The following is a 13,800-nucleotide window of genomic DNA, read 5'->3' on the forward strand; positions in this document are numbered from 1 at the left end:
TTCCCCCTATCCCTGAATCTCTTTTAAACAAGTCTGCAGATATTTTTGGTTAGCCGCCACTTGTTTTTTTTCCTGCATTGGTTTACCTGGAAGAGTGAAGCGATTACCCTCGTATTCTGTCGCTACATACCCGTCGTAGCCCTTCTCATGCAAGTAGTCCAAGAGTCCTTTGTAATCCATTGAATATTCTGGTCCTTCAGGCGTCATTTCAAACATTTTAATGTGGAAATGCTTGATATAAGGCATATAGTCATCCATTACTGTGAAGGGATAATTCTCATAGCCGTCACAAAGTGGTGCAAACATTTGGTCTTCTTTGGTTTTAATAACTTTTTTGAAGTCTTCCGGATATTCACCATTATTTTCTTGAACAGTCCGATGAAGATCCGTTCCTTTGGCAAACAAGCCATCCAAATAGGCAAACATTTCTGGACTTGCACCATTATTGACTTCATAGTTCATTACTACGCGTGGGAATTTTTGGCAGAAAATTCCTGTATCGATCACTAAACCAACATATGGAGAATCCAAACGTTTCATTTCTTCAATAAAATGAAGGGTCTCCGGTTCATCAAAAGCCATCCCCGCATGAATTTCCAACGCGATCGTCACATCATACTTCTCACAATAAGGCAATAATGGTTCGCAAACCCAATAAGGAACCATGGATACCAAACGAATCAGCTTGATTCCCAAGCGATTCGCTTGCTTGATTTCCTCAATCAATAGATCAATACATTCACGTTTTGTCAAACTGCGGTTTTTGTATAGATTTGTATTTAGAAACACATCAGCAATCACCGGCTTAATTCCTGTTTCTGATAAAAGTTCGTGCCAATGAGCAATGTCTTTTTCTGAAGGATACGGAGCATTCTTGATCATTTGATCCGGTAAAATCTCTACGCCCTCTACCTCGTGTTCTTTCAAAAAGTGCATTAAATCAGTCAAATCCATGCGATGATTTAAGTATTCATCCTGTAAACTATATAAACTTACCGCTGTTTTGATTCTAGACATTTGTTTTCCTCCTAGATTTCTACTTGTGCGCTGGACAAGTACCCCCGTTTGCCGGGCTCGTCCTTCGCCTGAGCTTACAGCTCGACAACTTTTCCTGTTTCAGCAGATTTGTAAATGGCTTCTAAAATTTGTGTCACTACGATTGCCTGTTCAGGTTTTACCAAAGGTTCTGTATCATTTAAGATCGCTTCGACCCATTGCTTTGCTTCGGCATCTTTTTGTTCTAAACTAGCCCCTTCGAAGCCAAAGACACCGCCAGCATCAGATGGTTCTGTTTGCTCTAATTGATTATGGGCTGCCTGATTGAAAACAACATAGCCTTGATCTAAAAAGGCTTTACCGAACATTTCTGCACCGCCTTCTGTTCCGCACAAGGTCACTTGGGCTTCTTTCGGATTGATCATATTTAATGCCCAAGCAGCTTCCAAAAAGATCGTCGCACCATTTTCCATTTTGATTAATCCAAAAGCTGAATCCTCCGTTTCAAAAGAATCTGGCTCCCACGGACCAAACATGTTGGCCATTGGATTATCTTTCAATTTTTGATAAGTCGATCCTAAGACCATTTTCGGTTTGTAATTATCCATATACCAAAGTGTCAGGTCCAACGCATGAGTCCCAATATCGATCAAAGGACCGCCGCCTTGTTTTTCTTTATCTGGGAAAACACCCCATGTTGGTACACCTTTTCTGCGAACCGCGTGGGCTTTGGCAAAGTAAATATCACCAAGCTCACCATTGTTGCAGGCATCATAAGTTGCCAATGAATCCGCCCGAAAGCGATTTTGATAGCCAATCGTCAATTTTTTTCCTGTACGTTTTGCGGCATCCAACATTTTTTTCGCTTCTTCATAATTAATCGCCATCGGTTTTTCGCACATAACATGTTTCCCGCTTTCTAATGCGTCGACCGTAATAAATGAATGTGAGATATTTGGTGTCAGCACATGAATCACATCGATGTCGCTCTTCATCACCACTTCTTTATAATCGTCAGTCACTAGAGCATCAGAAGCGCCAAATTCTGTTGCTGCTGCTTCTGCTCGTTCAATGATCGTGTCACAAAAAGCGACTATTTCTACTTGTTCAGCCAATTTTGCCAAAGCTGGCAAATGCTTTTGATTGGCGATCCCGCCACATCCAATAATTCCAAATCTTAATTTCTTCACTTTTCTTCCTCCTCATTTAGCTGCGTTGTTCTTTGCAGTATCAACCCAGCTAATTAGATATCGCTTATATTTATTAGTTTATGGTAGATCGTGAGGCTTTACTCTTTAAATCCTGCAATAAAAGATCAAACATTTTTGCGTGTTGTTATTAAAAATACTTTCACGCACAAATTTATATCACACAATTATGCTTACTCACTTGTCCGTTCTCGTTTTCGATCCAATTGTTCCCGAATATCATCTGTATCCTTATCACTTAGATTCCATAATAGACAAGCCGCTGCCGCTAAGAAAAACAAAATCGCAGGTAACAAATTCACTACCAGATTGATCCCGTTTTTTGTCGCCACCGTTTGCTCCATATTCGCTTGATAGCCAAAAGAATGAAGCAGCATAATTCCCACAGCCGCACCGAGCGCATTTCCGATTTTTGTCGCTAATCCATAAGTTGCATAAGCTGTTCCATCGGTTCGAACCCCAGATTTTAATTCTTGATAGTCCACTGAATCCGCAACTAATGAAAGAGAGATTGGGAAGCCCATATTAAAAAGCCCAAAGATTACGTGTCCCGCGATGATCATTGGCAAGTTATCAAAATCTGCAAAATAAACCACCAGCAACCCAATTCCTTGAAGTACGAGCGAGACCATCAAGACATTGCGTTTTCCAAATCGCTTAACCAAAGGGACAATTGCCAATGAACAGACCGCTCCACCAATTGATGGAATCGTCATTAATAAGGCAATCAACGTAAAAGCACCCAGACAATAAATGACATAGAACGTCGTTACAGCGATTCTTCCCATAAAAGCCGTCATCTGCAAAATCATGATCAGAAAGACGATCATCAAATATTTATTGCCAACAACATTTTTGATTGTCGTTCGAAATGGTATTTTCTTTTCATTCTTCATCGGCTGAACAACTTCTCTAGATGTCACAAACACCGCAAAGAATAAAGGAATCGAGATCACAGCATAGATCAACGCTGTCATAAAGTAGCCGCGTCCAGTCGCAATTTTTGATCCATCAGAAAATGCCAGCATAATAAATGAAGATAGCGAATTAACAATGATCATCCCAACATTCATACCCACAGAACGCCAAGCATTCAGCTGATTTCGCTCATTGGCATTCTCACTCATAACTGCCGCAAGCGCGCCATAAGGAATATTCACTAACGTATAAATCATCCCTGCGATGATATAAATGACTGCCGCCCAGATAATACCCGCTGTACCATTGCCGAATGGCCCGGTGAATGTCAAAACAGAGAACAGCGCTAGAAATGGAGAGCCGAATGCGATGTATGGACGAAAGCGTCCAAATTTACTTCTCGTACGTTCAGCGATCATCCCCATCATCGGATCATTGATCCCATCCCATAAGCGAGCAACCAGCATGATCATAGAAACCGCAACCGGTGCTAAACCCACAATATCCGTATAAAAAACCGTTAAATAAGTGCCGACAAATGTCCATACGAACTGACTAGCCAAGTCGCCTAAACCATACGCAATCATCGAAAATTTCGTTAATTTTTTCTTTTCAACCTTCATTTCATTATCAAAAACTTCTTTTTCCATGTGTACCTCCCAGAATAAGTCGATTTTGCAAACGTTTACAATACATATTGTAGCTTCTCGGCAAAAAGAATACTCTGCGTTTCTTATTCATTCGTTGATACTTTCATAGGATGATCAATTACCTCGACACAAAAAAACAAGATTGTATAACACAATCTTGTTAACGAGAGACTTTTTGAATGTCAATCAATTGAATGTCTTGCGGAAATAATGCTAGATCGATTATCAGCTGATGATTTCTCGAGTTTGCTTCCTTCACCTCAATTTGCGGTTGGCAACGATGTTTTAAGTAAGCAACCAGTTCATCATCTAACCGATCCAAACTGCTGAGGTGATTGAGCTCCTCTAAGATATTTCCTGCTTTTGAGCCAATCCGGTAATACTTTATTCGGTACAAGCTTTCATCTTCTTTCAGGTCCTTCAACAAAAGCTTTTTTTCTTGTACACTTGCCGAGGCAAACAGTGCCGCCGCATTTCTCCTAGTAAAAACACTGTTGAAGTCATAATAATAAGTTGAATTTAAATGACTGTATGAGAAGCACAGTACCTGGATGCGATTGGGATCATCCTTCGTAATCAATAAATCTTCAGACTGATAAACGACTTGATCACTCAGTTTATTTAAAAATTGATAGGCATAATAACCGATCTTAGGTATGCCGCTTTTTGAAATCAAACCCGAACCGCCGAAAATTTCTTTATTGGCTGTATCAAAAGTCGTCACGGATAAATCAGTGAACTGCCAATACCCGATTAGGTCGCAATAAGGCATCACGGCCAAGACATTTTTTAAAATGTAGCTTCCTTTAAAAGCCGTGTCATTAATAATATCCCTACTCAAGATCGATACATTAAATTCTGTGATATAGGTTTTTCCTTGATAATTGATCTCTTTCAATAAGTCCTTAAACTGCTTCATCCGATGCAGCATATAATTAGAATCCGGAGAAATAGGTTCATGATGATCTTTACTCTGATGGATCTGCTGCTTTACCGCATCCATCGGGTAAATCGATAAACTGAGAAAATCCGGTGCTCCTTTCCCCTTAATCCAGCGCGCTAAAAAGGAACTTAGATCACGCGTTTCTATGTCCAAACTCAAGCCGCATCCACCGATTTGAATTGTCGGAACGATCTGACGAACTGCTTCTTTGATCAAAGAAAAAACATAAATGTAGGTCTTCTCTTGCGCCAGATTTAACTGGAACCCTTCTTCATCGATTCGCGTCAGATCTTCACAGCCGATCGTTTTTAAAACTAAAGGATTCGGCTTCCATATCTCAATGATCCAGGTGGATACCTCCTCAATACCAAACTTATCCACACAATGATGAAAGAAAACTTGAAACCGCTGAATCAGATCCGACAGTTCGTAAGATTTCCGAGCATACAGCTGCCCTTTGATGATTCGAGTATGAGATTCATGGATCAGCTTTCCTTTGAACCCCAGCTCTAAAAAGGGCTTGATTCCTGATTTAATCATAATCTGCAGGATTTCATCCACCGTTGAAAAGTCATAGGTTTCACCAACCTGCTCCAAAATTTTCTCGCTTAACAACCCCCAAATCCGTCCATATACAAACGGATTATTTTGCTGCAAGTAATAAATCTGTTCCGCAAATGATGCATGAGTCAGATCCCCTGCATACCCTAAATTGATCATATTTTTCTGGAAATTTTGCGAAAAATTCTCCTGCATGGATACTTGAATCGTCTCATCATCGATCTTCGCGTCCTTTTCCTTGAAATACACTTCTAACTTTTGGATATCCTCTTCCGCTAAACTGTGCTGCTTCGGGGCAATCTTGACCTTGTGCTTTATCTCCTTACGAAAATCACTAGGAGTCACTCCCTGATATTTTTTGAATAGACGATTAAAAGAATTAATATTGGAGAAACCGGCTGAAAAAGCAATATTCGTGATTGACTTCTCTGTCTCTAATAAATCCTTTCGAACTTTTTCTAGTCGTTTGCGGATCAAATATTCATTCATCGGCATTCCAATTTCATTAGAGAAACTTCGCGACAAATATTGGTCAGAAACATAGAGCTTATTGGCGATATCAGTCAAGCGAATATCCTTGTCGAAATTATTATCAATAAAAAATTTCAGCTCGTAAACTTTTTGCTTCATATTTCGATCTTCATCTAAACTAGAAAGCTCTGAATAATCCTTTTCCAATAAATGAATTATACGGAAATACTCCTCAAAAATTTCGGAAACAGAATGTTTATCTTGCAAAATATATAATTTCAGCAGCTTTTCAATCGATTGAATGACTTGATGGTCTGAGCTTTTACCATCCGTTACAGAATTTCCTTCAAAAACTTGCCCTTCCTGATCCTCAAAATAGTAATTCAAAACGATTTCAAAGGTCCTCGCCTTTTCAGTATAGATCGTATGAACTAGTGATTTTGATAAAATGTAAAAATCATTTTTTTGCAAAGAAAGAACAGTCTCCTCTTTTTCGACCGTCACCTCCCCAGCCAATACATATATCAAATGGATATTTGTATCGAAATGCTGCATGACGCAATTCTCGGTTAACATGCGAATCTCAATATTTTCCCAGGGCTCAATCAAACGCATCGCCATTCGCCTCTTTTCTAACAGGAATTTGTATTTTTATTTTATGTAGCGTTTTCATTTTTGTGCCACTTAACTGCCTTCTCTTAATAATACATGAAATTGAAGAAGGAATTTTATTTTTTTGATTTTCCCAATATAAAAAGACACTTCTTCTAAAAGAAAGTGCCCTTAAAATACTGTCGCAAAAATAGCATCGACTATTCACTCATTAGCCCACTGGATACCTGTTTATCAACGTGACTATCGCTGCAATGAGAACCAGTACAAGACAAATTGAAGTGGCTATGTTCATCTTGTTGTTCTTAATATTGAGGATCTTTTCTCTACTAGAAAATAACGGTACAATCAACAGGCTAGCCGGGATAAAGTAACGCCCTTGCAGCCCTTCGATTGATGCAGTCCGTCCCACCTTATTCCAAATTTGATACAAGGCAAAGAACGTCAACACCGTGTAAAGGAACATCATTACTACCACAACTACTCGTTGATAGAAAATGAGCCCTTGATGATCCTTTTCTTGAACAAAACTAGCACCTACCAAAGTCATGAAATACAAAATGACCCAGTGAAAGCCCATCGGTGCATCCAATAACCCAAAGGTCCCAACAAAAGAATAAACAATATAGTCGCCCTTTGATCCAAATAAATAATTTTCTCGGAAATTATTGAAAAAGATCATTGGGTCTTTTAAAAACGTCGCCACTTGTTTGCTTGGATTGGCAAAATCACTGTAAAGCAGCTGCTGATCGACCATCAATTTATTCCACAGTACATAACATAGAATACAAGCCGCAAAAATACTGATCCCCCAAATAGCTTTTCGCTTGAGGCTGAGTGTTTTATTAGGAATCAAGAAAAACAGCATTCCTAACACGATCAAGGTGGGCTTTAACAACACTAAGATCACCATTAATAGTGCACTGATCGCCAATTTTAAATCAGTGATCGTCTCTTTACCAATCAACTCCGAAACCCACGAGATGAAAAAGAAGCTCAGCGCAATAATCATCGCATCGCCAGAAGTCGAGGATGCTAAAAAAAGTGCCATCGGGTTCAGTGCAAGAACCGTCGCGCCTAATTTCGAAAATGGAAATCGCTTAATCGCTGCAAATACGATCAAGATGTAAAAAATCAAATTTAAGTACCTTGCCGCATAATATTGCCAAATGATCGGTTTATTCAATATCTTTCCAACCTTGATACCAATAATTTGCGGAATATAATTCACGAAAAAGTAATTGGTGATTCCGCCAGTTCCTATAAAGGCTGTTTCACCATTCTTGATTTTCTTCTGATCGGCTTGATACTGATATGGATATTTCGCGTTTTTTCCGTTTTTATCTATCGCGTAGGAATTTATACTCTTTATTTCATAAGGAACGTCAAACCCAAAATTGCCCCAAGTGCTCTCTTTTTCTGTAAATTTTTTCTTATTGGCTTGAGGTTTGACCTTAAACTCAGAAAAAGAATATGCCTTGATAAAATGGCCGATTTCATCCGGTGCTTGGACTGGCGGGATAATATTGACCATCACAATTCCAAAAATTACTGCCAGCAGCAGAAAGAGTCGGTTTGGAAATGTAATTTTTTTTATTGAAGTTATCATACCCAATCCCCCATCCGTTAATTTAACGATAGTATCACTCCATTCAACATACCCTTCTAATTATACCTTTCAAGTAATCACAACAAAAGACTTAATTTTCTTTAGTATTCATCAAGGAAAAAAAGACCGAGCATCATTAACGATGTTCGATCTTTCTATTTTGAGATTACATGATTGTTCCCATTGCGACATTTTGATCTTCATCTGTAGTTACAGCCGCCGCTACTGCCGCTTCCAGACCTTTAGCGATCGTTTCAACAGGCAAACTTGGTGTGCCGACTGGCAGATCTACTACTTGTTCCGGTAAGTAAGGAACATGGATGAATCCGCCTTTGATGTTCTTGCCTTCTTTATCAGCTAAGTACAACAGGCGATACATAATATCATTGCAGACAAAGGTTCCAGCGGTGTAAGAAACACTTGATGGAATCCCTGCTTCTTTTACATTGCTGACCATTGCTTTGACTGGGATTGTTGCAAAATAGGCAGTTTCACCATCTTCATGAATTACTTGATTCAATGGTTGTTGTTCTTCGTTATCAGGAATACGAGCTTCCATCAGATTGATCGCTACTTTTTCAATCGAGATGTCTGAGCGTCCGCCTGCTTGTCCAACACAAATGACGATATCTGGATTTTGTTCATCAATTGCTTTTGCTAGAACTTCTCCGTCTTTTTTAAAAACAGTTGGAATTTCTAATTTATGAATTTCTGCCCCTTCGATCGTATCAGGCAATAATTTTACTGCTTCATAGGCAGGATTGATTGCAGCCCCGCCAAAGGGATCAAACCCGGTAATTAATACTTTCATAATCGTCACCATTCCTTTACTAGTTTCAGTGTACTCTTTTATTTAAATAAAATCATGTAACAGATTTGGAAAACTAAAAAGATGACAGCTAGTACCGCTTGATTTTTGATTACGCCGAAACGGTCCTTCATTTCTAACATGGCAACTGGTACAATGTTGAAATTCGCCGCCATTGGTGTACATAGTGTTCCGCAATATCCGCAAGTCAATGCGACCATCCCAATCAAAACAGGATCAGCACCATATGCTAATACAAACGGTGCGCCAATTCCGACAGTCATTACGGTAATCGCCGCAAAAGCATTCCCCATGATCATTGTGAACAGCATCATGCCGATCGCAAAAACAATAATCCCTAGGTTTACATTTCCTTTTGGAATCACCTTCGCCACAAGATCAGAGATGACTTCTCCAACACCAGCAGCTGTAAAGATCGCGCCCAAGCTAGCTAACAGCATTGGCAGCATACTTAATGGTCCAACTGTTGACAACATACGCTCAGCATCATCCAAGAACACTTTTGGTTTGTTTGAATGAGAGTATACCATCAATACAACAATGGCTACTAATACTCCGACACCTACACCAACCAAAGCGCCTAATTGAGTAAATACCGCAAAGATAATCGCGAAAATCCCCATTGATAACGCAGGAATAAAAATTTTCATACCGATTTTATCCGCCATTTTCTTCGTAACAGCTTCCGTCGGTGCACTTTCTTTCCCTTTGCTGACCTTTTTGAAGATCGGCGGCAATGTCATAATAATAACGATCACACCATTAGCCATTGGAGGAATCCAGCGGCCAAACATCATTACGACTCCTAATGCACACCAGAAGATCGCTGTTCCGATTGGTGTTGCGTTGTCTTTATCGCGAGCATTTTTGATCCCAGTATAGACAGCAACAGCACCCATAATAATATAAATAATTTCAAGTAGTTTTTCAGATAATAGTACATCTTGACTTAGAAAAAATGACATGTGCTTTCCTCCCTATTTATTATTTCCATAGTATTTTTTGTATAGTTTACGGTCTTTTAAGAAATAGTAAACGATCGCCACGATAACAGCGAATAACGCTACCGGAATCTCAACCTTCGCTAAATCAAGCAAACTTGTTTCATAGCCTAAATCTTTTAATGTTGCTTGAACTAATAACGCTCCGGGACCCCCAACAAATAATACTTGGAAGAAGAACCACGCAATGTTTTCCATACCTGAAGACATACCTTTTAACTCTTCAACATAATCTTCTTCTGGCTCCTTGCCTTTCGCTTCAATCGAACCAATCACCATTGGCATGATAATCGGGCGAACAAAACCTGCAACGCCTCCAAAACTAATATTGAACGCCGCAAAAATCGAACGCATCACTCCGTATGCCCCGATAACCGCACCAGCGGAAGCATTCTTTATTTTTCCAATTAATTTTGCCGCAGATTCCTTCAAACCATTTCGTTCCAAAGTACCCGTAACCAACATGATCAAAATGAAAATCGCCATCGAACGATTGGAAACAAAACTTGTTCCAAGAGTCGTTAACAACCCTTCGACGCCTAAACCACCTGTGATCGCTGTCACCACTGCTGCTACTAAAATGATTAGAATAGAATCCAATTTCAGTGCAAAACCAATAATAACAATCAAAATACCAATTAATTTAACTAGTTCCATAAACTATTATTCCTCCTTGTTCCTAATAAAGTGTTTATTTCTATCACGCCGTATACTATTCCACTGATAAAACAACTGTTTAAGTGAACTGGTATCCTTATCATGATGCAATAATCGGACGAATCCGAGTATAACCAATATTCATTTCCTCTGCCGTGCAAACAGCAGAAGTCTGGTAGAAAGCTGTCGCCTCTAACAGTAAATCAATCGTCGCCAAATCATGAACAACATGAGCCTGCGCACATAACGTTAAGTAAGCGCCCTGGGCCGTCTCATCGGCAACTTCACTCGTATAGGCTACTGAAGTCAACCATGGGAAGCGAATCGATGGATAGCGATGTTGCGGATCTGCCGCAAAACCGATCCAGTAATTGATCATTTCTTTATAATACTCCGCCGGAAACAGCTTTGGCATCCATTTATGAGCATAGGTCTCAAATTGCTCGGCCCACTCTTCATTCCAACGTTTCATTTCCGGAACAGACCCAATAGCATCCGCAATCGCGTCTTCAATTTTTTTGTTCAACACAATATTCGAACGGTATTCCTCATCGGTTGGTACCCAGAAATAACCATACAATAACGAACGCGGCAACCAGAATCCTTTGTAGGATGGTGACGTATAGCCGGAAAACGGCTGCTCCCACTCATGAGTCGGAACCCCGTGATTATCAATCATCACATCTGGAACAAACCGTTCATACAAACGAGTCATTCCTAGTGCCTCAGTATGCTGCGTCTCTAAATTGAAGTATTCATAGTAGAATTCTTTCCCGACACCGTTAAAACGAGCAACATGTAATTTCCACTCAGGTGTTTCCTTCTGCAGCTCATAATGGATCGCTGCTCCGTCAACATTTTCCAAAGGTACGATTACTAAATTTAATCGTTCAGCCACATCTTGATACTTCGGATCTGTCAAAAGTTCCTTCAGCAGCAGAAATGCACCGTTCGTTCCCGAAACTTCATTAGCATGATGACGTGCATTGACTATTTCTGATGGATAATTTGTTAAGCGCTTCGTTCTTGAAACATACCCTGTTTTAGCAACTTTCGGCAGTAACTCGATTGCATATATTTCTCGTCCCAAATAGGAAGTCGCAATCTTGTAAACCGCGAGTTGCGGTACTCGTTTTAACTGCTGAATAATTGTCAAATACTCTTCATACCCAATCACTTTATCTGGATACAAATTAATTTGCTCAATCGTCAGATCCTGCTCAACCTTAGCTGTCTCCGGAAGTTTCTCAACAACAAAATGTTGCTCATCAACTTGAAAAATTAATTGCTCGTATCTGTCAAAATCAAAATTCTGAGCGACCAAGCCTAACTCCAATAATCTGGTATAGGCTTCCACCACTTCTGCTGCCACACCAGTAATCTGAATCGTCGCAGTAAGTTTTTGATCGCTATAACTAATTGCTTGTAGCGTACAGCTTACTTCCTCACGAGCAATCGGATGAGACAGAGCTTGACCATCTACAATAATTTCTGCTTCTTTCTCAGCTTGCTCAAAAATAGTTGCAGTAAACCGAGGCTTGCCGATCTCCTTACGAATCTTAGGCAAAATCAGCCCTGGTTCCTCAAACATCTCGCCGCAAATCTCTAGTCCATAATTTTTAAAATAATCCGTTCCGGCAAAATAAAGGTCTTCATGCAACGCATCTAAGCTTGATAAAAGATCATTTCGACTTGCAAGACGCTCATCCGGCTCACTAGCAGCGATTTCTAATTGCAGCTGAGCGAAAAACGGCTGATCTGTTACAGATAATTGATTATTAGCCCGTTCCTCGATCCATGCGCGACATTCCGGCAACACGTTATCCTGATAAGCGGTCCAAATTTTTTCAACATCCGTAGCGAATTCTTCATCCAAATAGCTTTCTCCATTGATACTCACTTGAATTCTGCCTGTTGGTGGATGAACTTTTCCCATCCCCGGATATGCTGTAAGATACGGTCTTTCAGAATAGCTCGCTTGATATGTCCAGCATTCTTTTCCAGAATCAGTAGTCACTACGACCTCATAGGTCAACTCTTCCGAACCAGAATACTTCACAATTTCAACTTGATCCGCAGATAAGTTAAACTCCTTCATTAAATTATCTTGAATCGGATACAGCTCTTGCAAATAACGAATTGGCAGATCATTCCATTTTTCTGGATCACGTCCATCAACGTTATTGTAGCTTGGTGTAGCACCAGATTCTTCTGTCCATTCAGTTACTCCTTCAGGTAAAAAGGGGTTAAAAGCAATCGTAACATTTTCAATTTTCTGACTTTTTAGTTTAGGGATAATGATGTCATTGATCCATGAGTAGCCTTGCTTATGGGCACAAATCAATTCGACTGAGCCAGCTGCCTGACGAGCTGTCAATTCCGCTTGAATTTTCTGTTTCAGCTCGTCTCGTACTTGTCCGTCCTCACTCAGAACACCTTGAATTTCGACATGATCGCCTGCCTGGATTTTTGGATAGACGGAAGACAATAACGTCAGAATCTCGTCCACTTCCCAAGTAAGATCAAATGTTGTTTTTCGACTCTCAACCATCGAGCGATGATTGACAAAGGTTGCCATTGGAAAGGCCTTTTCAATTTCTTTTTGACGCTGCGTAATCTCGGGCGAGACATACGCCGTCACTTCTTCTGATGATTTACTCGCAACATAAGCTAATTGTCCATCTAAGTTCTTCATTAAGAAACTATCAATCAGTTTTTGCAGATAGCTGGTCCACGTTTCAAAATCAGAAAGTTTTGGAAATTGTTCACACAATAAAGATGAAAATTCCTCTAACTCTTTTCCAGTTCCTTCTATAATAACCTGTTTATCTTGCTGTAATATTTGACAGCTCGCTGCCTCTCGAAACAGAATCGCTGGTCCATCTTGGTATTCCTCAGCAAGCAGCCAATCAGTAACTGTGGTAGTCTCCATTCCTAATCGAAAAGCAAGATTACTGGCTGCAACCATTATTGAGCCGCTGCACTTTTCTGGAATGATCAATTGGACTGCTAACTTGTCAGGTAAGAAATCATGATCCTGATCTTGCAAAAAATGGCCGATAGAAAATAGTTTTTCCAAAGCCGTTTCCTTGCGCCACTCAAAGTCAAGCACCGCTTTAGAATAGTCACTCGCTGCTTGGTAATCCTCTGGCGGTGTCATACTGGAACACTCATTTATCAGCTTAGCTGATAATTCTTCCATCGATGGAATTGGCTTTCCCACTTCAGTACTGGCGATTGGAAATGTCGAGTGCTCACTCATAAAACCAGAAATCAATGCCGCTTGAATAACATCTCGTTGCTCAGCGTATGTTAATTGTTCACGAACTTTTAACATCCTATTCC

9 protein-coding genes are annotated in these 13,800 nt (G+C 40.0%); all 9 read right to left on the reverse strand.

Going from position 1 to position 13,800, the window contains the following annotated elements; translation table 11 throughout:
- Positions 1-6 precede the first annotated feature (6 nt).
- The 9 genes from IGI38_RS13155 to IGI38_RS13195 all read right to left on the reverse strand — a co-directional run bounded on the left by IGI38_RS13155 (position 7) and on the right by IGI38_RS13195 (position 13,792).
- Entirely contained in the window at positions 7-1,017 is a 1,011-nt protein-coding gene (locus tag IGI38_RS13155; RefSeq protein WP_438731162.1) for a sugar phosphate isomerase/epimerase family protein, read from the reverse strand.
- 74 nt (positions 1,018-1,091) lie between these two features.
- A complete protein-coding gene (locus IGI38_RS13160; RefSeq protein ID WP_438731165.1) occupies positions 1,092-2,186 on the reverse strand; it encodes a Gfo/Idh/MocA family protein in 1,095 nt (364 codons plus the stop codon).
- 191 nt (positions 2,187-2,377) lie between these two features.
- Positions 2,378-3,772 (reverse strand): MFS transporter, encoded by a 1,395-nt coding sequence (locus IGI38_RS13165; RefSeq protein ID WP_438731168.1) that lies wholly within the window; start codon positions 3,770-3,772, stop codon positions 2,378-2,380.
- 160 nt (positions 3,773-3,932) lie between these two features.
- Complete coding sequence (locus tag IGI38_RS13170) at positions 3,933-6,362, reverse strand: GH39 family glycosyl hydrolase (protein ID WP_438731171.1); 2,430 nt, start codon at positions 6,360-6,362, stop codon at positions 3,933-3,935.
- A 208-nt stretch (positions 6,363-6,570) separates the two neighbouring features.
- A complete protein-coding gene (locus IGI38_RS13175) occupies positions 6,571-7,968 on the reverse strand; it encodes a DUF2142 domain-containing protein (RefSeq protein WP_438731174.1) in 1,398 nt (465 codons plus the stop codon).
- A gap of 166 nt (positions 7,969-8,134) precedes the next feature.
- Entirely contained in the window at positions 8,135-8,779 is a 645-nt protein-coding gene (gene pcp, locus IGI38_RS13180; RefSeq protein WP_438731177.1) for a pyroglutamyl-peptidase I, read from the reverse strand.
- Positions 8,780-8,817: 38 nt separating this feature from the next.
- Positions 8,818-9,762, reverse strand: coding sequence for a DUF979 domain-containing protein (locus IGI38_RS13185; RefSeq protein WP_438731180.1), 945 nt, complete (start codon positions 9,760-9,762; stop codon positions 8,818-8,820).
- A 12-nt stretch (positions 9,763-9,774) separates the two neighbouring features.
- Positions 9,775-10,455 carry a 5-oxoproline transporter, DUF969 family subunit gene (locus IGI38_RS13190; protein WP_438731183.1) on the reverse strand — a complete coding sequence of 227 codons (681 nt, stop codon included), beginning with the start codon at positions 10,453-10,455 and terminating at the stop codon, positions 9,775-9,777.
- A gap of 100 nt (positions 10,456-10,555) precedes the next feature.
- Positions 10,556-13,792: a M14 family metallopeptidase gene (locus tag IGI38_RS13195; protein ID WP_438731186.1), complete on the reverse strand. Its 3,237-nt coding sequence runs from the start codon at positions 13,790-13,792 to the stop codon at positions 10,556-10,558.
- Between the last annotated feature and the right edge of the window lie 8 nt (positions 13,793-13,800).

Source organism: Enterococcus sp. AZ128, assembly GCF_051714485.1.
Taxonomy (GTDB): Bacteria; Bacillota; Bacilli; order Lactobacillales; family Enterococcaceae; genus Enterococcus_A.